This window comes from Bacillus sp. FSL R7-0166, assembly GCF_038008935.1.
GTDB lineage: Bacteria > Bacillota > Bacilli > Bacillales > Bacillaceae > Bacillus > Bacillus altitudinis.
The window spans coordinates 253649-274723 of record NZ_JBBPAC010000001.1 but is presented as its reverse complement, the minus strand read 5'-3'; the positions used below and the strand labels follow the sequence as shown (position 1 = coordinate 274723).

22 protein-coding genes are annotated in these 21075 nt (G+C 43.2%); 10 read left to right on the top strand and 12 right to left on the bottom strand.

The genetic code is table 11. From position 1 onward, the window contains the following. Positions 1-144: 144 nt before the first annotated feature. Positions 145-582 carry a MarR family winged helix-turn-helix transcriptional regulator gene (locus NST01_RS01530; RefSeq protein ID WP_007498406.1) on the top strand — a complete coding sequence of 146 codons (438 nt, stop codon included), beginning with the start codon at positions 145-147 and terminating at the stop codon, positions 580-582. Between the two features lie 21 nt (positions 583-603). Here NST01_RS01530 and NST01_RS01525 read toward each other — a convergent pair whose 3' ends face one another. The 4 genes from NST01_RS01525 to NST01_RS01510 all read right to left on the bottom strand — a co-directional run bounded on the left by NST01_RS01525 (position 604) and on the right by NST01_RS01510 (position 5095). Continuing rightward, positions 604-1737, bottom strand: a complete 1134-nt coding sequence (locus NST01_RS01525) for a zinc-dependent alcohol dehydrogenase (protein ID WP_046342536.1) — start codon at positions 1735-1737, stop codon at positions 604-606. Between the two features lie 161 nt (positions 1738-1898). After that, complete coding sequence (locus NST01_RS01520; RefSeq protein WP_046526606.1) at positions 1899-2921, bottom strand: quercetin 2,3-dioxygenase; 1023 nt, start codon at positions 2919-2921, stop codon at positions 1899-1901. Between the two features lie 80 nt (positions 2922-3001). Next, a complete protein-coding gene (locus NST01_RS01515; RefSeq protein ID WP_008342160.1) occupies positions 3002-3565 on the bottom strand; it encodes a TetR/AcrR family transcriptional regulator in 564 nt (187 codons plus the stop codon). 45 nt (positions 3566-3610) lie between these two features. After that, positions 3611-5095 (bottom strand): amidase, encoded by a 1485-nt coding sequence (locus tag NST01_RS01510; protein WP_326114639.1) that lies wholly within the window; start codon positions 5093-5095, stop codon positions 3611-3613. 188 nt (positions 5096-5283) lie between these two features. Between NST01_RS01510 and NST01_RS01505 the strand changes: the two genes are divergently transcribed. Next, on the top strand, positions 5284-6897 hold the full coding sequence (locus NST01_RS01505) for a S8 family peptidase (protein WP_235672455.1): 1614 nt from the start codon (positions 5284-5286) through the stop codon (positions 6895-6897). A 37-nt stretch (positions 6898-6934) separates the two neighbouring features. Here the strand turns inward: NST01_RS01505 and NST01_RS01500 are convergent, their stop codons facing one another. After that, the gene (locus NST01_RS01500) at positions 6935-7471 is read right to left on the bottom strand and encodes a DUF402 domain-containing protein (RefSeq protein ID WP_113747535.1); all 537 of its coding nucleotides are present in this window, start codon (positions 7469-7471) and stop codon (positions 6935-6937) included. A 114-nt stretch (positions 7472-7585) separates the two neighbouring features. Here NST01_RS01500 and NST01_RS01495 point away from each other — a divergent pair, with 114 nt between their 5' ends. Continuing rightward, positions 7586-7792, top strand: a complete 207-nt coding sequence (locus tag NST01_RS01495) for a hypothetical protein (RefSeq protein ID WP_008342164.1) — start codon at positions 7586-7588, stop codon at positions 7790-7792. Positions 7793-7851: 59 nt separating this feature from the next. On the opposite strand, the gene NST01_RS01490 is transcribed toward NST01_RS01495, so the two are convergent. Further along, positions 7852-8388 carry a GNAT family N-acetyltransferase gene (locus NST01_RS01490; protein ID WP_008342165.1) on the bottom strand — a complete coding sequence of 179 codons (537 nt, stop codon included), beginning with the start codon at positions 8386-8388 and terminating at the stop codon, positions 7852-7854. Between the two features lie 211 nt (positions 8389-8599). Between NST01_RS01490 and NST01_RS01485 the strand changes: the two genes are divergently transcribed. After that, positions 8600-9817, top strand: a complete 1218-nt coding sequence (locus NST01_RS01485) for a multidrug effflux MFS transporter (RefSeq protein ID WP_148780765.1) — start codon at positions 8600-8602, stop codon at positions 9815-9817. A 13-nt stretch (positions 9818-9830) separates the two neighbouring features. On the opposite strand, the gene NST01_RS01480 is transcribed toward NST01_RS01485, so the two are convergent. The 4 genes from NST01_RS01480 to NST01_RS01465 form a co-directional block, all read right to left on the bottom strand. Further along, positions 9831-10001 carry a hypothetical protein gene (locus tag NST01_RS01480; protein ID WP_017360401.1) on the bottom strand — a complete coding sequence of 57 codons (171 nt, stop codon included), beginning with the start codon at positions 9999-10001 and terminating at the stop codon, positions 9831-9833. Next, a complete protein-coding gene (locus NST01_RS01475; RefSeq protein WP_017366536.1) occupies positions 9998-10585 on the bottom strand; it encodes a DUF1700 domain-containing protein in 588 nt (195 codons plus the stop codon). Before NST01_RS01475 ends, NST01_RS01480 begins: the two co-directional genes overlap by 4 nt. Continuing rightward, positions 10578-10895, bottom strand: coding sequence for a PadR family transcriptional regulator (locus tag NST01_RS01470; protein WP_025206674.1), 318 nt, complete (start codon positions 10893-10895; stop codon positions 10578-10580). Before NST01_RS01470 ends, NST01_RS01475 begins: the two co-directional genes overlap by 8 nt. 107 nt (positions 10896-11002) lie before the next feature. Further along, positions 11003-11833: a YitT family protein gene (locus tag NST01_RS01465; protein WP_025206673.1), complete on the bottom strand. Its 831-nt coding sequence runs from the start codon at positions 11831-11833 to the stop codon at positions 11003-11005. 336 nt (positions 11834-12169) lie between these two features. Here NST01_RS01465 and mmuM point away from each other — a divergent pair, with 336 nt between their 5' ends. The 3 genes from mmuM to NST01_RS01450 all read left to right on the top strand — a co-directional run bounded on the left by mmuM (position 12170) and on the right by NST01_RS01450 (position 15291). Continuing rightward, a complete protein-coding gene (mmuM, locus tag NST01_RS01460; protein WP_341041360.1) occupies positions 12170-13108 on the top strand; it encodes a homocysteine S-methyltransferase in 939 nt (312 codons plus the stop codon). A gap of 46 nt (positions 13109-13154) precedes the next feature. Beyond that, positions 13155-14558 (top strand): S-methylmethionine permease, encoded by a 1404-nt coding sequence (gene mmuP / locus NST01_RS01455; protein WP_008342173.1) that lies wholly within the window; start codon positions 13155-13157, stop codon positions 14556-14558. Between the two features lie 112 nt (positions 14559-14670). Then, on the top strand, positions 14671-15291 hold the full coding sequence (locus NST01_RS01450) for a hypothetical protein (RefSeq protein WP_017366532.1): 621 nt from the start codon (positions 14671-14673) through the stop codon (positions 15289-15291). A 345-nt stretch (positions 15292-15636) separates the two neighbouring features. Here NST01_RS01450 and NST01_RS01445 read toward each other — a convergent pair whose 3' ends face one another. Both NST01_RS01445 and NST01_RS01440 read right to left on the bottom strand, forming a co-directional pair. Then, positions 15637-16119, bottom strand: coding sequence for a hypothetical protein (locus tag NST01_RS01445; protein ID WP_156060838.1), 483 nt, complete (start codon positions 16117-16119; stop codon positions 15637-15639). A 107-nt stretch (positions 16120-16226) separates the two neighbouring features. Next, complete coding sequence (locus tag NST01_RS01440; RefSeq protein WP_341041359.1) at positions 16227-18893, bottom strand: S8 family peptidase; 2667 nt, start codon at positions 18891-18893, stop codon at positions 16227-16229. A 242-nt stretch (positions 18894-19135) separates the two neighbouring features. On the opposite strand from NST01_RS01440, the gene NST01_RS01435 reads away from it, so the two are divergent. Genes NST01_RS01435 through NST01_RS01425 form a run of 3 tightly spaced genes read left to right on the top strand, consistent with a single transcriptional unit; the run spans position 19136 to position 21075 of the window. Continuing rightward, positions 19136-19594, top strand: coding sequence for a PTS sugar transporter subunit IIA (locus NST01_RS01435; protein ID WP_017358748.1), 459 nt, complete (start codon positions 19136-19138; stop codon positions 19592-19594). Then, the gene (locus NST01_RS01430) at positions 19591-19920 is read left to right on the top strand and encodes a PTS fructose transporter subunit IIB (RefSeq protein WP_017358747.1); all 330 of its coding nucleotides are present in this window, start codon (positions 19591-19593) and stop codon (positions 19918-19920) included. Before NST01_RS01435 ends, NST01_RS01430 begins: the two co-directional genes overlap by 4 nt. A gap of 36 nt (positions 19921-19956) precedes the next feature. Next, on the top strand, positions 19957-21075 hold the full coding sequence (locus NST01_RS01425) for a PTS fructose transporter subunit IIC (protein WP_017358746.1): 1119 nt from the start codon (positions 19957-19959) through the stop codon (positions 21073-21075).

Sequence of the window (21075 nt, the reverse complement as noted above, 5' to 3'; positions counted from 1 at the left end):
GGAATTGTTCCTTTTATTAATTGATAATATAGGTAATTTTATATCCGTCTTCCATTTTGGTTTAAATGATGATGCTTATTATGATAAGATAGACCTAGTAATTGATCGGAAAATGCGAATGCAATAGGAAAAGAGGTATGGAGAATGCAACATTTCGAGCTAGAGGCAAGTTTGTTAGACCATGCACTGACAAAGTATTTAAAGGCGACGAAACGAATAGATGAAGAGAATATCCCCAAAAACGTCACGAATGTAAAAGGGTTTATTTTACGCATCATCTACCGCCATCAATCATGTACTGTGAAAAATATTCTGCAGGAAGTTTCATTATCTCCCTCCGCAACAACAACCGCTCTCAATCACTTAGAAGATGAAGGGCTGATTATCCGCTCTAGAAATAACAATGACCGCCGTACGGTATGGATTACACTCTCTGAATCAGGTGAACAAATCGCCAGACAAATGATCGACAATCGTCAGCTGCTTGTCAATCAACTGTTCAATCACCTATCAGAAGAAGATAAAAAAACATTTTTTGAATTAATCGAAAAAATGATGGACGAGCGCACATTAAAGGCTTAGGAAATATCCTAAGCCTTCTTTTTATGGCTTTAAGATGACTTTTATACAATCATCTTGTTTTTCATTGAATATGTGGTACGCATGAGCTGCATCATCTAGCGGTAATTGATGTGTGATGATCGCTTTAGGATCAATTTCCCCGGTTGTCACTTTTTGATAAAGCTTTGACATGTACCCTCTCGCCGGTGCCTGTCCCATTTTCAGCGTGACGTTTCTTGCGAAAAAAGCACCCAATGGGAACATATTGTAAAGACCTCCATACACACCCGTCAGCTGAACAGTCCCGCATTTCCTCACGGCTTTTGTGGCAATTTGAATGGGCCCTATCGTTCCGCCTTGCAGCTTGAGCTTCTGTTCAATCTTTTCAAGCGGTGACTTTTTCCCATCCATCCCCACACAATCAATGACAACATCCGCCCCGCCTTTTGTGAGCTCCTTTAGGGTTTCTCCCATGTCAGGGTCTTCTGTAAAATCAAATACTTCTACGCCGCTCATTCGTTTTGCATGATGTAGACGGTAGTCAATGTAATCAACAGCAATGACCCGCTCTGCGCCCTTTTGCCAAGCAAATTGCTGTGCCATTAACCCAACAGGTCCACACCCCAGCACAATGACTGTATCCCCCTTTTTTACACCTGCGTGTTCTACACTCCAATAAGCAGTTGGCAGAACATCTGATAAAAACAGCAATTGTTCATCCTCTAGCTCACAATCATCCGGCACCTTAAATGGTGTATAGTTTCCAAAGGGCACACGTAAATATTCAGCCTGTCCTCCGGGGTAATTCCCATATTTCTCACTGTATCCAAAAAGTCCGCCTGAATCATAATGAGGATTTGAGTGATCGCATTGACTTTCTAAATGGTGATGGCAATACTGGCATTGACCACACGCCACGGTAAATGGAATAACGACACGATCTCCCTTTTTCACCGCAGTGACATCCGGCCCGACTTCCTCTACCACCCCCATCGGTTCATGCCCAATCACATAGCCGATAGGAAGCGGGAAATTCCCTTGATATAAATGTAAATCTGACCCACAAATAGCTGTAGATGTTATCCGAACGATGACATCTTCACGATCTTGAATAGATGGCGCAGCTACTTCCTTCACCGCAATGCGGCTTTTCCCTTGATAGGTGACAGCTCTCATCTGCATTTCCTCCTTTAGCTAAGGTCATCATGTCTATAGCTTCACCTTGAATGGATGGTTCATACATATGAATAGGGATGCTGTTCCACAAGGGAAAACAAAATAACCCGCCGATTGATTCGACAGGCTGTTTATTCAAATCTGTGTAACGCGTTACACAGCTATTTTTCTTCGACAAACACCAAATCATACTGAGCAGAGGTCTCCCCATCCTCCATCATGTCCCCTTCCTGTATAAAATAAGGGCACATACCTGGACTTTGTGCTTCTTCAAATTGTTCAAACACTTGCTCAATATAGCCAGGCAGCAGCAAAACCAACATTTTATTTGAATGAGACACGAATTCATACGAGTGAACGGTATTCGGAGGAATATAGGCAAAATCCCCTGGCATCAAGCAAATATTTTCTCCGTTTAACTGAAGATTGATTCTGCCTTCAACACAATAAAGTGCTTCTGTATGCATTTCATGATAATGCGAACGTAACCCTTTTCCCTTTGTCCCTTCAATCACAAAATAACTAAATCCGTCTCCTGTTGTTTCCGTTGTCGCAATCAGCTCATGAAGCTGACCTTCGACCATGTATTGCTTTCCTTCACCAGCCTCCAGCACATATGGCTGCACTGCGCGCGGGAGCTGACTATGAAACAAAACAGCTGGCTTGGTTGTATTGGATAGCTCCCTAATGCCGTGCATCAATATGATATCGCTTTCTTTTTCAGCCTGATGAAAGCTGTCTGCATCAAATGGGTGATCAGTCATCGGCCATTCATTCTGCAACAGCCTCTTTCCGATTTGCTGATAGACATCTGTCATTTGCCCGCCCAGTGTATAAGAAATAAACCTTGTTTTGTGACTATGCATTCTATAGCCATGAATTGTTTTGGGCGGAATATGAATATAATCGCAGGCCGTCACCATATACTTTTTACCGTCCAGTATCACTTCCAGCTTCCCTTCCAGCACAAAGATGGTTTCAAATAGCGTCTCATGACAATGCAGCGGAAAGTAAGCACCTTTCCCACCTGTGATTAAGACAAGCTCAAACAGTTGATTTGTTTGATTTGCTTCTGCCAGCACATGTACAAGCTGATTTTCCAAACCATACAGCTCCCCCGAACCGGACACGGTATAAAAAGAGGTATCTTCGGATTGCTTGATCGATTGTGGTTGCTCCGACATCCCATCACTCCTCATGACTAATTGACTATCTTTATTATATAGACCAATTGATATAATAGATAGGCAATATGCGAGAGATTTTACTCTTCTCGCATAAATAAGTGTCTAAGGTAACATTTTACGTGCTCTAAAGGTGTCGTTTGCTTTAATGCAGTAGTCATTGATAATCCGCCGATGACCATTGAATGAAGGAGAGATGCCCGCTCATCCGCTTTTATTTCATCATATCCGCTATTCATCAGCTTTTCTTTGACAAGCTCTTGCCAGCGGATCATTTCTTGTTTGCATGCAGCATGAAGTTTTGTATGTTCAGGTTTTGACTCTGCCGCCAGTAAGACAATCGGTATCCCTCTTTCACTTTCTTGCTCCATAAAACCCCGAATAATATTTGTCATAAAATGATCGACGGCGACATATGGGTCATCAGAATAGGCAAAGCTTGCTTCAATTTGATCGATGACCCTTTGACTCATATATTCAACGGCTGCTATGGCTAGCTCTTCTTTTCCATTTGGAAAGTAATAATAAAGAGATCCTTTCGGCGTGCCGCTCTCTCGAATGATTTGATTCAACCCTGTCGCATGATACCCCTGTTTACGTAAAAGAAGTGCGGCCGTTTGAATGATTTTGTCCTTCGTACTCACGTGTGACACTCCTTTCCTCCATAGACCAACGTCGATGCCATTGTATTATTGATTCAGTAATGGATGCGTTCCTTTCCATAATGAGGATGATTCTATTTCTGACGCCAGTCTGAGCAGCCAGTCCTCTTTTCCTTTCGGTGCTGTCACCTGTACGCCTAAAGGCATGTCTGCTTCTGTGAGATGAACTGGAACACTCATAGATGGCTGGCCGGTTAGGTTAGCCATCTGTGTAAATGGTGTATAGGTCAAACTCTTGAGGAACATTTCATAAATCAAATCCTGCTGTGCTTGCATTGAAAGGGATGACACACGTAACAATGCAGCAATTTCTTGATCGTTATGCATCAGCTCGCCAACCTTTGGAGCCGAATAGGCAGTAGCTGGGGTCACATATAGATCGTAGGTTTGATGAAATGCGGCCATTTTTGCAGCGGCCATATCCCATGCATCAAGACTTTCTGTATAAGCAGCAGCTGTCACATTTTTTCCTGCTTCCGCCAGTACCCATGCCACAATATCTGTCTCCTCAGGCTTCACCGGACGCCCGAATGAACGAGCCAGAGAGGTAAATAAGGCAGACATTTCACCGCTGTTCATGACATAATATTGCTGCATCAGATGGACACCATCAATGTCCGGCTTCGCTTCCTCTATTTGATGCCCTTGTTCACTCAGCCATTTCACAGTGTTCAAGACTGCCTGCTTTGCTTCCTCACTCACCTTCGTGCCTACTGGAGAGTCTACACTGTAAGCAATTCGCATAGAAGAGGTTCGTTTCACCAAATCCTCCTGATAGCTACCGTCATATAATGGCGTTTGGAACGCAGCCTCTGGCTGAATGACTTGAAGCAAATCAAGCAGGGCTGCACTGTCTCGAACTGTTTTTGTGAGCGTAAAGTCAATGGAAGCTCCTTGCCACTGCCTTCCTGCACCCGGGCCGACCGGTGTTCTCCCCCTTGTTGGCTTGAGTCCAAATAAACCAGTAAAGGATGCCGGAATCCGAATAGACCCTCCGCCATCACTCGCTCCACCCGCCGGTACGATGCCGCTTGCCACAGCTGCTGCCGTCCCGCCGCTTGAACCGCCCGGAGAATAGTCAGCATTCCAAGGGTTTCTCGTCGGACCATATAAAAAGGGTTCTGTCACATTTCTCAATCCGAATTCAGGTGTGTTCGTATGACCGATCATGAGGAGCCCAGCCTGCTTCAATCGACGGACAAAGTGGGAATCTGTTTGCGCCTTTACATCCTTTAACAGCAAAGCACCCGCCGTCAAAGGTTCATGCTCCAGCCCCTGCGATATATTTTTCAACACAAACGGAACACCAGCAAACGGCTGATCCGCATCTAGTGACTTCATGTCTTTGAACACTTGATCTCGCCTTGTCTGAATCACCGCATTTAGTACTGGATTCACTTCTTCCAATCTAGCAAATGCAGCTTGTACAAGCTCTTCGGGCGTGACCTGCTTTTTCTGCACAAGTGACGCCAGTCCCGTCGCATCATACGTCATATACTCTTTTACATTCATCGGCATGTCCTTCTTTCTCATATTATGATCTCTCTATTGTCTACTAGAATTCTATGAAATTCAATTTCGGGATACGTGTGAAAAAAACTTTCTTTCTAGACTATGATTCTTCTAACCATCTATCTTATTTCTCCGATATAATAAAGAAAAAAAGACGGAGGTCACCTCATATGCAAGGAGCCATTGCCTTGAAAAAGAAAATCGTCGTGGTCATCGCGTTTCTTCTTGCTTTGACAACTGCTTTGCCCTTCCATTCGCAGGCAGTTGCACCACCAAAAGAAACAGATGTCATCATCGTCTATAAAAATCAAAAAGGAAAACAGACGGCTATTCAAGAAAGTGAAAAAGTGAACGCTCAATACATACATCTTCCAGCTGTAGCAGTGACAGCAGATGAGCAAGCTGTCACCTCACTTAAAAAAGACCCGAACATCGCTTATGTTTCAAAAAACGTTAGGATCAAACTCGCTGCTGCTACCATGAAAAAAACGGCTGCTGCTACTGGCCAGGATGCTTTGGTACAAAAATCTTATAACTTGCAGAAGCTCAATGTAAAGCAAGCAATCAAAGAAGGTGTGACAGGGAAAAATGTGAAAGTAGCCGTTCTCGATACTGGTATTTTCCCACATGAAGATTTAAAGGTAGCCGGCGGTAAATCATTCGTCGATTACACGTCTTCTTACAAAGATGATGAAGGACATGGAACACATGTCGCCGGTACAATTGGGGCGCTCAATAATGATTACGGTACGGTCGGCGTCGCTTCTGGTGTGAAGCTGTATTCTGTAAAAGTATTAGATAAAAAAGGAGAGGGCGACTTATACAGTCTGCTCCGAGGCATTGATTGGGCGATTAGCAATAAGATGGACATCATCAACCTAAGTCTAGCTTTTGAAGATAACATTCCGATTTTACGTTCAGCAGTTGATGAAGCATACAAAAAAGGACTGCTGGTCGTTGCTGCAAGTGGAAATGATGGAAAGAAGAATGGGATTAGTTATCCTGCCGCATACAATAGCGTCATTGCTGTTTCCGCAACGACAGACAAAGACAAACTCGCCTCCATCTCTAATACGGGGAAAGGAATTGAATTTTCCGCTCCCGGCGAGAACGTCATCAGTACCTATTTGAAAAATGAATATTGGTATGCCACGGGTACATCACAAGCGGCACCGCATGTCACAGGGATGCTGGCGCTCTTAAAACAGCTACATCCTAAGAAAACAAATGTTCAGCTCCGCACTTTATTGCGCAGCTATACAGTGGATCTTGGCGCAAAAGGAAAAGATCCACAATTCGGCTATGGCCGCGTGCAATATGTGCCGCAGTCAACCTTTTTAAAGGCTGCGACAAGCGCAGTCAAGACAGCCGAAACATCTAAAAAACAGACAGATGTTGATCAAGCCAAAACGAAAATTGGCAGACTAACTGCCAGCAAGCAAAAAACCGCACTCACTGACCGAGTCAAAAAAGTCCAAACAGCCATTGATATTCGTGACGCACGAGCGAAGGTCAAATCAGCTGAAAAAAGTAAAACCCAAGGCTCGATTAAAAGTGCCCAAACGGCTATTAAAAAGCTATCCAAAGGCAAAGAAAAAACAAGCCTGCAAAACCGGCTCGACAAAGTCAAAAAACAAGTCGCCTATCAAAAGAAAGTGACAGATGCCAAACAAAAAGTAAAAAAAGCGGAAGCCAAACGAACAAAGAAAACAAAAGCAACCGCTCAAAGTGCGGTCAAACAACTAAAAGCATCTAAAACAAAAACTGATTTACAAAAACGAATCAACCGGATCAAGGTTTGATAAAAAAACGATTCCTTTCAGCAAGGAATCGTTTTTTCTATTTCAACATCTTCTGAAACAGGGTGTGATGATATTTCCCTTTCGCATCCAGCCTCACTTGATCGAGGATGTGCGCTAACGAATGGATGACATCATGTAGTGCTCGTTGAACAGAGCCGTGTTCAAAGGAAGCTAAACTCTCCGGCAGTTCATCTTCATCCAAAACAAAGAAATCACCATTCGGAAGAACGAGTAGATCAATCAACAAATCTTCAAAAACAACCGCTCGTTCTTCAAACCATGTATGTCTGACGATATTCAAATAAGAGCCAAGTTCATTGCCTTGATCATCCCGCCAAAAATAGACATTGTAAGGTCGGTCCGTCCAATAATAGGCGGTCGTATAACTCCCTTTTGGAATCGTGACAGTGCCATCACCAGCAACCATTGTAAATGGTTCTTGAATTTTATGAAACAACACGACTTGCTGCTCCTGTGCGTCTAACAGCTGACACGTATGTTCCACAACCTGATCATCGTATTTGATTTTTCTCTCAATGACGTCATCCCAAGAATTTGCATATAGCGGAAACAATCGGTCACAACCCCTTCTGCATCTACTTCTTATTCTAGTATACACTGCTTTCCTTTGAAGAAATAAAGGTTCACTGCTGCTGCCTATGGAAGACATATGGTGAGGTGAAAACAAATGAACGGAATCACAATCATCGAAACCGTAGCAGAACTCGGACAAATCATCTTGGTTTTTTGTGGCTATGCCCTTTACTGGCGGCTTGTGAAAACGAAAAGAGATCGAAAGCTGACCCCTTATGAACATGTGTTGAAATTCTTTGTCATGTTCGGGTTAATCTCCTGGTGCTTTTCATATATGGCACTGAACGTATGGGTGTCATGAGAAAAAGGAAGAGTCCCGTCCATGCAGGACATACTCTTCCTCTTCTTATTCGGTGTATGTTATGAGCCAGCCGGCTGTTCTTTTTTAATCACATACTGATAGCTCTTCACATGCGTCCCATTTTGATTCACAAATTCTTTATCAAGCGCCCGTTCAAAGCCCATTCTTTCATATAAACGAATGGCGGCCTGCATTTTATCCGACGTATGAAGGTACAGGACGTTCTCGCCCCACGATTGCGTCAGTTCTATACTTTTACGCAACAATGACTCTGCAATACCTTTTCCTCTCACATCAGGATCTACCCCTAAAAACCGGACAATCGCTGAAGTAATGCCCATCTCCGGCTTGTCATATGCCTGTTCTGATGATCGGAACATTTGAAGTGTCCCCACGACCTTGCCCTCAAGCTCGGCCACAAGCATCAACTCCATGTTTGGGTTATCTACAGCCGCTCGCAGGGCTGCAGAATAATTTTGCCAGCCTTCCTCTGTAAATTGAGGCTCATACTGTGCGTATGATTTGATCAGCACATGTGTGATCGCCTCATGATCTTCACTCACCGCTTGACGAATGATCAACTCTTGCTGCTCCATGCCAGCACCTCCTGTTTGTCTATGAATGGATATACGTATCATGCAATCACTGCATGCCGATGACCTGATTCTTTTCTCTACTCATTCAATGTAAAGAGTCTCCTTCGAAAGATCAATGATTTTGCACGAAAACTTCTTTGAAAATTTTGATTGAAATGGAAAGCTTGATTCATTATGCTGATTTGAGGACATATACGAGGAGTGGCATCATATGAATTCTTTATCTTATCCCCAAGAATCGAAAAAAAATCGATTCCTCCTTGCCGCGCTTCTTGGCTCTTTAACAGCCCTTGCACCGCTGGCAATGGATATGTATTTACCTGCTTTACCTAATATCGCCCGTGACTTTGAAGCAAGCACGGCGCTGTCTCAGTTAAGTCTCATGGCTTGTTTGATTGGACTTGCGCTTGGACAGCTCATTGCAGGTCCAATCAGTGATACAGTCGGCAGAAGAAAGCCGCTCATGATTGGATTGATCATTTTTATTGCGGCCTCTCTTTTATGTACAGTGGTCACATCAATTTGGACATTCATTCTTTTAAGACTGATTCAAGGACTTGCTGGATCAGCAGGCATTGTTATTGCACGAGCCATCGTGAGAGATCATTATGAAGGCTCAGAAATGACGAAATTCTTTGCTTTGCTCATGTTAGTCAACGGAGTGGCTCCTGCAGCGGCACCGATCGTGGGCGGACAAATGTTACGGTTCACGACGTGGCAGGGAGTGTTTGTTCTGCTAGGAATCCTCGGGACGCTCATGCTCCTAAGATCGATGTTTTCATTGAAAGAAAGCTTACCTGTGGAACGTAGACAGACTGGAGGCTTCAAACAGATCCTAGGTGCGATGAAAATTCTAGCGAGCGATCGACTCTTTGTCGGATATGCTCTCTCACAAGGACTTGTCTTCGCCGCCATGTTTGCGTATATCTCTGGATCACCGTTTGTATTGCAGGAGATTTTCAACCTTTCTCCGCAAGGCTTCAGTGCTGCCTTTGCGGTGAATAGTCTTGGCATCATCACAGCCGGACAAGTATTTGCCCGCGTTGCTGCGAAAATTGGTGAGGAGAAAGTCCTTCGCATCGGGCTGCTGACAGCTGCTTTAGGAGGCGTCACCTTGTGTGTGATGATCTCTATTGATGCAGGATTGTATGGCATTCTCATTCCGCTCTTTTTTGTGGTCTCAAGCGTTGGGATTGTCGGCACCTCTGCACCATCTCTTGCGATGCAGCATCACGGCGCACATGCTGGAAGTGCCGCTGCCCTCATCGGTGTGGCGCAAATGCTGCTAGGCGCTTGCATGACACCCCTTGTCGGCTTAGCTGGAAGCCAGACTGCCTTTCCAATGGGGCTGATTATTATGCTCTGTGACCTTGGCGCACTCTGCTGTTATTTTTTCTTTGTTGCCAGAGCGAAAAAAAGACCCGCATAAGCGGGTCTTTCATTTATGGCTTGCTCCAATTGATCGTGCGAAACACATTGTACTGGTCATTGTTTTGATATGCATCTAGGTCAAAGCCTGAAAGTCCAAAACCAATTGCCATGACAATTCCTCCGGCAACGGTGAAGATGATCCCCCATTTGATGCATTGCTTTTTTAAATCATTCACGTTCATACTCTCACGACCTTCTTTTTAAACATTCCCATGAATGCCTTAGTGGTTTGAACAGTCCCTTGCACAAATAGCTTTGTTAAATACGCCGTGGCTATGCCGCTTAATAATCCGACACCTAATAGAAGAATCCCAACTCCGATCTGCGTCACCACCACATGCAAACCGTCTTGAAAAATAAACGGTGAACCAATGATGCTCCAAAAACCGCCGAGCAGACCAACTAGCGTCATTGTACCTGTCACGAGTGGAATGCACCAAATCACCATATACACAGAAAGAAACAGCAGGAAGACTGTTGCTAGAATACTGCCCCATAACGGAAAGCCCAAAATGAGGATGGAGAGTCTTGTGGCTTTTTCTCCAAACGTCGGCACCTGAACGGTTTTGATTCCTTGTTCCTTCATAATCCCTTCAGCGATGATGGCAGGCTGACCGACTTGATGAACTGCCTCCTGTTCACTGTAGCCATCTTCCTGATAATCCTCGATCATTTCATCGTAATACTCGATGAACCGATCACTTTCTTTTTCGCCTAGACGATGCAGATGCTTCTCCAAGCTGGCTAAAAATTCTTTTTTATTCATTGCTCTGTCCTCCAGAAATAAAGTCGTAAATCGCCATCACTTGATCCCATTCCGCTAAAAATTGCGCGATATGCTCCCGTCCGTTCTTTGTCATCCGGTAGTATTTTCTTAATCGACTGTTATGTTCCTGTGAATAGGTCTCCACATAATTGTTTTGCTCTAATCGCTTTAATATCGGATATAATGTCGATTCTGAAATCTCAATACAATGGGACATATCTTTAATCATTTGATAACCATAGGAATCGCCTTTCTTTAATACCGCCAGTACACAGAATTCCAGTAATCCTTTTTTTAGTTGTGCATTCATGTTTACAACTCCTAACTATTTATACTATACAATACATAGTATGATGTGACAAGAGGTATTTATTTTGTAAAAGCATAAAAAAAAGACCCCCACAGGGCCTTTCACTTTTATATATTCACAAATCCTTCTCCAAACACATCACGCACGTCATGGACAACAACGAATGCGTCTCGATCAATTTTCTTAATGATTTTCTTTAAACGCATCAGCTCCTGTTTTTGAATGACTGCATAGAGAATTTCCTTCGATTCCTTCGAATAATGACCGCGACCGTTTAAAATGGTCACGCCTCGATCCAAGGTGTGATTGATTTCTTCTGCAATATCATCTTTGCATGAAGAAATAATCGTGACCGCTTTTTTCGTGTTAAGCCCTTCTATGACGAAATCCATCACCTTAGTCGCCACATACAGCATCACAATCGTAAACATTAATTTTTCCGCACCAATAATAAAGTAAGAAGCAAAAACAACGATTAGATCAAAGAACAAGATGGCGTAGCTCACGTTCCAGTCTAGATACTTATTCGCAATTCGGCCAAGAATGGCAGATCCCGCTGTTGTACCGCCCGCTCTTAAAACAAGACCAATGCCAATCCCAATGATGATCCCTGCGAAAATAGAACCAATGATCAATTCATGGACATTCACCACCCATGTAGTGGTCAAATGTAAAAATAGAGAGTTACTTGCGACAGCTACCACTGTGTAGATCGTGGTCTTCTTGTCCAAGTATTTATACCCCACAAGTAATAAAATCGCATTCAACACAAGGTTTGTCAGCCACGGCGCAATCTCAAACATATAGTAGAAAATGATGGACAGCCCCGTTACGCCGCCTTCACCAAACTCAAGTGGAATGACAAACATGTTCACAGCTGCAGCAAATAAAAAAGAACCAACTAGAATCATTGCAATATCTTTTACACATTTTTTCAATTTCTTCTTTCCTCCTTTTCTAAGCATATAAAAAACCCTCTTTCTACACGAAAGAAGACAGTCGTTGGACAAAATAAAAATCAAAAGACGGCGCCTTTTGATGAAGCTTTCTGAAATGAACCTTTCCATAATATATATCTCTTTTTAGAGGCTGTCAATGACTTGGTTTTCTATTATTTCAACTGTATGTTTATGCACTCAAACCCGCATGTTTTCAGGGTTTTTCCGTCATATGATGCTTATTCCTCTCCTTGACAAAAACACTTTAGTCATTTAAACTACTGCCTCATATCATATCCATTATTTCCGATCGACAAAGGAGGCTGTTTGATTTATATGAATCCTATTCAAAGCCGTTTACAGGCTCACACACCATTGATTTTAGATGGTGCACTTGCAACGGAGCTTGAACGAAAGGGCTGTGATTTAAACTACAGTTTATGGTCAGCCAAAATCCTCATTGAACAGCCAGAATTGATTCAGCAAGTACACTTGGACTACTTCCAAGCAGGTGCTGACTGTGCAACAACAGCCAGCTACCAAACGACAATTGATGGCTTTGCTGAAAAAGGCTATACAAAAGAAGAAGCCATCGAATTAATGAAACGATCTGTCACGTTAGCAAAAGAAGCATGCGAGCAGTTTTGGCAGGATGAGACACATCGTAAAGAGCGGACAAAACCATTTGTCGCTGGATCTGTGGGGCCCTTCGGCGCTTATTTGTCTGACGGTTCAGAATATAAGGGGAATTACGGACTCACAGAGCAGGCGCTCATTGATTTTCACAGACCAAGAATTCAAGCATTGGTAGAGGCTGGTGCAGATATTCTCGCTTGTGAAACCATCCCTTGTCTCATTGAAGCAATCGCTATCGCTAAACTGCTGCAGGATGAGTTCAGCGGTGTATATGCGTGGATTACATTTAGTGCAAAGGATGGTCAGCACATTAGTGAAGGAGATTTACTTAGAGACTGTGTACAAGCACTTGAGCCATATGAGCAGATCGCTGCTGTTGGCGTAAACTGTACACCGCCGCAATATATGTCTTCTCTTATTCAGGAGATGAAAAAAGGGACGAGCAAACCGATTGTCGTGTATCCGAACTCAGGGGAATTATATGATCCTGAAGAAAAGGTTTGGAGCGGAGATACGTCTCACCATACATTTGGTGAATGTGCACAGCAATGGTATAAAGACGGCGCACAAATCATCGGCGGCTGCTGCCGGACGACACCAGAGGATATTACCGATATCTTAAAACAGGCAACATCGTAGCATCATGACTCAACACACATACTTCTAAGCAAAAGGGCGGGAAGACATGGAACAAGCAAAAGATCAGTCACAACAATATCAACGAAAAATGACAAGCCGTCACCTGTTCATGCTTTCTTTAGGCGGCGTGATTGGCACAGGACTCTTTTTAAGTTCAGGATATACGATCAATCAGGCCGGACCTGCGGGAACGATTTTGGCTTATCTGGTCGGGGCATTAATTGTGTACCTCGTGATGCTCTGTTTAGGTGAACTGTCTGTCGCAATGCCGGTTACAGGCGCTTTTCACACATATGCAACAAAATACATTGGGCCCGGCACAGGCTATACAGTGGCTTGGCTTTATTGGCTGACATGGACCGTGGCACTTGGTTCAGAATTTACAGCGGCAGGTCTTTTAATGCAGCGCTGGTTCCCGGACACATCGGTTTGGATGTGGAGCGGTGTTTTTGCGCTTCTCATCTTTTTACTCAATGCTTTTACAGTTAAATTTTTTGCAGAATCGGAATTTTGGTTTTCTAGCATTAAAGTCATGGCTATTATTCTCTTTATTATCCTTGGCGGAGCCGCGATGTTTGGATTGATTCCACTAAAAGGCGGTGAGGCCGCTCCGTTCTTCTCTAACTTCACTGGAGATGGGGGTCTCTTCCCAAACGGCTTTTTACCGATTTTAATGACCATGTTGGCTGTTAATTTTGCTTTTTCGGGTACTGAGCTGATTGGGATTGCTGCGGGCGAAAGTGTCAATCCAGATGAGACCATTCCCCGGGCGATTCGCACGACTGTGCTACGTCTTGTCCTGTTTTTTGTCGGAACGATCGTGGTCTTAGCCGGCTTAATTCCAGTAGAAGAAGCCGGGGTGATCAAAAGTCCTTTCGTTGTGGTATTTGACCGCATCGGTATTCCTTATGCGGCAGATTTCATGAATTTTGTCATTCTGACAGCGATTTTATCTGCTGCAAACTCAGGGCTATATGCCTCATCTCGCATGCTATGGTCCCTTTCTGAAGAACGAACATTACCTAAAAAGCTGGCAAAATTGACGTCAAAGGGAATTCCTTTGAATGCACTCATTTTGAGTATGATTGGGGGCATTCTCTCTTTGCTATCGAGTGTCATCGCACCTGAAACAGTGTATCTGGTTCTTGTTTCAATCTCTGGACTCGCCGTTGTTGTTGTATGGATGGGAATTGCAGCTTCACAGTTCATGTTTCGCAAAAAATTCTTACAGGATGGCGGACAGCTTCATGATTTATCTTTCCGAACCCCGCTCTATCCGGTGGTTCCGATTGCTGCCTTCCTCCTATGCCTTGCATCTGTGATCGGCATTGCTTTTGATCCAAATCAGCGTATTGCTCTTATCTGCGGTATCCCTTTTATCGCACTCTGCTATGCTGCCTATTACGTGACAACATGGATTCAGAAAAAACGAGAAAACCCTGGTGTATAGCACCAGGGTTTTTGTTTGTCCCAAAAAAGGATATCACTAGCAAAACAAAGACATTTTGGTATATGATAGGAATCTATGATTTTCAGGATGAATCAAGGGAGCTGTTTTTAATATGGAAATGACCATTACAAGAGCATTAAGTGAACTGAAAATGTTAGATAAGAGAATCAGCCGAACGATTGATGAAGCCGTACTCGGTGGTTTGATCATCGGGAAACATATACAGAACGGATTTCAAAATCAAGAAGAAGTAGAAAAAAAGGCAAAAGCAGATGACCAATCGATTCAAGCATTAATCAAACGCCGAAATGCCATTAAATCAGCCATCGTTGTGTCGAATGCTACGACAACGATTGAGGTGGCGGGTGTTAGCATGACCGTAGCAGAAGCCATTGAACGCAAGACATCCATAGATTACGATATTCGTTATTTACGAAAATTAAAAAAGGTCTACACAGAGCTGGTTGACCGGTCAGAACAAATCAATGAAGATGTGAAAAAGAGACTGGATCAGCATTTAGAAACACTATTTGGGAAAGATGGGAAAACACAAGCCGCTGCCAACCAAGAGATCGTCAAGTCATTCCTAGCTGAAAATGAGGCGGCGATCATTGACCCTCTTCGTCTCCGAGTGAAGATTGAACAGCTTTCGAAAGAGATTGAAGATTTCCAAATGGAAGTGGATTTCTCCTTGTCAGAAAGCAATACCTTGACCAAAATACAGATCGACTAGTCGATTTTGTTAGTGAGCCGAAAATCGATAGGACTAAACACCTTCGAGGGAAAGGTCATTCCTCCTCATCTGATGATCATCTTAGGATGATCCATGATAAAAGCTCAAAGCTGAACGTTCAAAGCTGAAAGCTCAAGTATTCAAAGGTCTTATCCATCAAAGCTCAAGATGTAAAGCTCAAAGCTCGATCGAATCTGGGAGAAACGGCTCATGAGTGTTTGTTTATCGACTCTTTCGGTTGCCGCCCAGCAGGTTTGCTAACAAAAAGAAAAGGATGTCACTAGCTGACATCCTTTTTTTCTATGAAAACGACAGGGCTTGCGCCAAGTCGCCTCTTCTAGCAGATTAGTAACGTGATGTATATGCCAAATGGTACACACTTGTCACATTTGAAGATAGCGTGATGTCGTTTGAAGTGAAAGTCACTGGAACGATATCGTAGTAATGTGTAGACCAGCCTGCATTATTGTATGTACGGTAGCCTGCACCTGCAGGAACTTGAATCGTTAGTGAAAATTGTCCATTCTCGTCTGTTGTACCTGTCGCTGTTTGAGCATATGATTTGATTGCTGCTTCAAAATAAAGCTGAATTGGCTGATTCCCCATGAGTTGACCACTTGTGTCCTTTAATGTTCCTTTAAAAGTAGCTGGATAATATGAACCTACACGATATTTACTACCAGAACCGTAATTGACCACACCACCGTCTGCTGCTGTGACGCCTGTTACTTGTACGGATGCTGGTACTGCTCCTGTTTCCTCTGCATGTGCAAAGCTTGGGAAAACGAGAAGCAATGATAGAAAGAAAGCAAACATGATTTTTTTCATCGATAAATCCTCCTTTTTTTTCCTACTATATTACTATCGACAGTTATTGTCATTTTTCCAGTAAAAACAAAAAACTTCCCTTTTTATTCAAAAGGGAAGCTGCAAAACTATTTTTTCACAACAACTTTCACTGCTTTACTTTCTCTTTTTCTCACATCTGAAGCCGTCACATACAAGACGGTTTTGGCTTTTTGCGGCTTGATTTTAGCCGTAAATGCGCCTTTGCTATTGGTTTTGACCGTTTGAATGACTTTCTTTGATTTGTTCTTCACCTTGATTGTCAAGCCTGCACCCGCAGTTCCTTTGACCGTTTTACTTTTCACTGTTACTCGATTCACCTTTGGCTTAGCTGGTGCTTTGCCCTTTTTCACGACCGTTTTGAGCGAAGTCGCAGCCTTTCCTTTTGATATCTTGATGTGAAGCACTTTATTTTTGTTTTGATGCTTGATCTTCACACTAAAGGTTCCCTTTTTGCTTGCCGTGCCTTTTCCAAGCAGGGTTTTGCCTCTATACACAGAAATGGCAGCGCCGGCTTTCGCCTTTCCTGTCACCTTTTGATGCTGATCTTCTACTTTGTTAACTGATGCGTTTAATTCAACAGCACTTAACGCGGCAAAAGCATTGAGTCTGCCATGTCCTGTCATCCAATCGATACCCGGAATTTTCGGATCAACAACAGGCTCGTCATTTTCATCATAGAAAACGTCATCTGTTCCATCAACAGCTTTAAATGAAATATCATCCGCTGTATTTTGTAAAATATTTCTCACTTGATTTGGTTTCAGGGTTGGATTTTTAGAAAACAGTAATCCTGCTGCTGCTGCAACATACGGTGTAGCCATTGATGTCCCGCTTAGGTATGAAACATTCCCATCAGGCATTAAGCTTGGAATATCAGACCCTGGTGCAGACATGCTTAATCCTTTCCCATAGCTTGAGAATTCAGCGGCAATATCCATGCGATTGCTTGCACCAACTGCCATGGCGTACTTGGAAGTCGCAGGATAACCCATTTCTGGAATGCCATCGTTTCCGCTCGCCACTACCACTAATACATTTTTTTGTGCAGCATAGTTCATCGCATATTCAATGACCTTGCTGTAGTAGCCGCCAAGGCTCATGTTGATGACCTTTGCACCTTTGTCCACTGCATGTTTAATGCCAAGAGCAATATGCTCTGTATCTCCATTTCCATACGCATCCAGTACTTTGACTGGGATGATACCTGTATGTTGATTCAGCCCTGCCATGGAGTAATGATTGTCGGCTTTTGCTGCAATGATACCTGCCACATGGGTACCGTGGCCATTGTCATCAATTGCATCTTTATTACGGCCAATCAGATTAGCACCTAAGTCTGTGCGAACCGTTCCGCTTAAATCGGACAAACGGCTGTCGACACCTGTATCCACAACAGCAATTAACGTTTGCTTCATTTTGCTTGTGCCAATCAATGTATTCATTTGTTCAAACTTCACATCAGCGCCTTTTTTCCCACTGTTCTGCGCACTGTTTTTCAGCGGCCACTGGTAACCATACTGCGCGTCATTACTGAGCGCACGATACGTTTGTACAGGCTCTGCAAATTCAACATTCGGCATACTAGAAAGCTTTCTCGCCGTGCTTTTGATCACAGCTTTGCCTGCTTTAAGCGTTTTGCCAGCTGATTCTTTCCCTGCCGGTACATCGTAAACATACATTCCTTTAAATAAAGGATTTACTGACTGAGATGTCACACGGTTTTCTTGAATTCCGTAGCCTTTCATCTTCTTTTTTGCGGATTGAAGCGTTTGTCCATCCTTTAATTTAAAGATGATTTTGTTTGTGTTGACCTTTTCTTCTGGAACAAGCTTTTGTTTCTCGAGGACATAACCGATCGATTTTCCTTCAAGCTGATCGATTCCTACTTTTTGCTCCACTGTTTCTAATTCCTTTTTTAAATAGGCTGGACTCGCCTCTTTGAGCATATCAAAAAGGGAACGGATTGCCTGTTGCTCTTTCTCTGTGACGATATGACCGCTGAATGCACCATTTTTCTCTACGTCATTTAGCAATGATTTTAATGTAAGCAAATGATTGTACACCGTTTGCTGCTTTTTTTGATTGTTGATGAGTTTAGATTTGAGAAACGGCTTTGTTTTTTGTAGCAGACGTGTAAGCTTCTGACCATCGGCTGTTTCATTGAATCGTTTGTCTTCGATCGTACGAATGGATTGTAGAATTTCACGTCCATGCTTTTTCTCAATAATGATGATCGTTGGTTCTTCTTCTTCAGGAAAAATCGGTTCAGATGGCGGAAGATTCGCACCTTTATACCCGATTGTATATGCTGCATCCTCTTCCTCATCACGACTGTCTTCCTCTGAACCTAAATACAGCACTTTGACATAGTAAGGACCTGACCATGCATGCGGGAAGTTGATTTCTGTCTCTCCACTTGCTGTGTCCACACGATATCTCGAATAAGTGTCATCCTTTATCGCTCTATCCTTACTTGGGTAGACCGATACAGATAACACTTGTTTGCTTTTGACAGAAATTTGCATATGTGTATGTTTTGCCACATCATCTGCAGATGGCGTGATTTGGTACCATGACTCTTCTTTTTCATTCTGTAATGTACCTGAAATGACTTCACCATTTTTTAACCCAATGGCTTCATTGACACTTGTGCCTTTACTAACTGCTGATGCCTTGTACCCAGGTAATGCAGCCATACATAGAATGATGGCCATGAGTACAACCACACAGGATTTGACCTGCTTTTTAAACATGAAAAGACCCCCTTATCTTTTACAATACCTTGGAAGAATATCACAGAATCCTTTTTAGTAGAATCTATTTTTGACATAATTAAACTCGTTTTAAGCTAGGATTTGAGATATTCAGATGACTAGTCTAATCGCTTCATAAACTTTTTGCCATTTCAAACGGAAAATGATGCTATTTAACCATGTTGAAAAGTACATTACAATCAAATTGTAAGCGCTTAACAAACAAGAGAGAAGGGATCAGCTTGTTCCAAAAAGATCATGTTTTTACACAAGTAAACGGTCGATCAAAGAATGAGATTTTACAATACATTTCCGAGAAAGCTGAAGACCTTCACATTACAGATGATCAGTCAGGGTTATTAACAGATTTGTTGAAACGCGAAGACGAAGTCTCAACAGGACTTCAGCAAGGTTTTGCGATTCCTCATACAAAAAGCTCTGCTGTTCAAACGGCTTCACTTCTCTTTTTAGAACTTGAACAACCCATTGAATGGGGAAGCTTCGACGATTTGCCAACAAGCTATTTATTTACACTGCTCGTTCCACTAGAAGAGGCCAATGTCACACACCTCAAATTACTGTCTGGCATTGCCACAAGTTTAATGGAGCCTGCTTTTATCGAAAAGATTCAACCCGGTCAAACAGCAGACTATTATTACGGAGTCATTGAACAACAATTGAAAGAGGGGATTACACAATGAAAATTGTCGGTGTCACTTCATGCCCAGCAGGGTTAGCTCATACACCAATGGCAGCAAAAGCATTAGAGAATGCGGGTAAACAGCTTGGACACGAGATTAAAATCGAACAGCAAGGAATTATGGGACAGGTGAATGGCATTACAGCAGAGGAAGCCAAGCAGGCAGACCTTTGCATTATCGCCTCCAATCAGCACATTAACGACGCTGAACGCTTCTCAGGTATTCCTACTGTTCGTGTCGAAATCGGACGCGCCCTAAAAAATGCCGAGCAAATCATCACAAAAGCCGTTGCGCTGGTTGAAAAGAAAAAATCTGAATTCCAATAAACAGGAGCAATGCCATATAGAAAGGAGCAAAGCAGAATGAAAGCAAAATTAAAAGTCATTGAAGGCCACCTCATGACCGGTATTTCTTATATTCTTCCGGTGATCATCGGAGCTTCACTTATCGTTGGTTTAGCCAAACTAGTCGGGTTAGGTTTTGGTGTATCAGATTTAAACGCCTATAAAGATGCAGGCGGCATTTTACATGGTGCCTATTTGATGGAACAGGTTGGCTGGACAGGCATTGGCTTAATGAACGTACTGCTCGCTGGCTTTATTGCCTATTCGATTGCGGATAAATCTGGTCTTGCGGCCGGCTTTATCGGCGGAGCTCTTGCCAGCTCAACAAATGCTGGTTTTATTGGCGCCGTCATTGCAGGTTTCTTTGCCGGATATGTCGCTCTCTTTGTGAAAAGAAAAATTCAAATTCAAGGCTCCGCAGCTGGACTCGTCCCTCTGCTCATCTTACCGCTCATTACTGTTGGCTTAACCGGACTTCTCATGTCCGTTCTGCTGGGCGGTCCATTAGGGGCTTTGAACACCGCATTAATTGAATGGATCAAAGGCATGGTCGCAGATGGAACAAGTACACTCGCACTTGCTCTCATTTTAGGCGCCATGATTGGCTTTGATCTTGGCGGCCCAGTGAATAAATCAGCTTGGATGGCTGGTAATGCGCTCTTCCTATCAGGTGTCTATCTTCCTGCCATTCTCGTCAATATCGCGATTGTCATTCCGCCGCTTGGATACGGGCTTGCGACATTGATTCGAAAACGCAACTTCTCTCCTACCTTTAGAGAAGCCGGACGAGGCGGTCTTGTGATGGGGATTATCGGGATTACAGAAGGAGCCATTCCCTTTACACTCGTCAATCCTTTGAAATTGATTCCGCTGAATGTCGTCGCTTGTGCTGCTGGAAGCGGGGTTGCTGCCTTATTAGGTGTCCATGACATCATGCCGCCAATTGGCGGACTCTACGGATTCTTCTCAGTAGGAAACTGGTGGGCATATTTAATCGGCGCGCTAACTGGCGCACTTGTTATTGGAATTGGTGCCAACCTACTTGTGAACTTCTCTGAGAAAAAAGAACCCCAAAAGCCAGAACATGATCAGAAGCAGAAAGAAGAAGATGATTTTGACCTTGTGCTAGAAGGATAA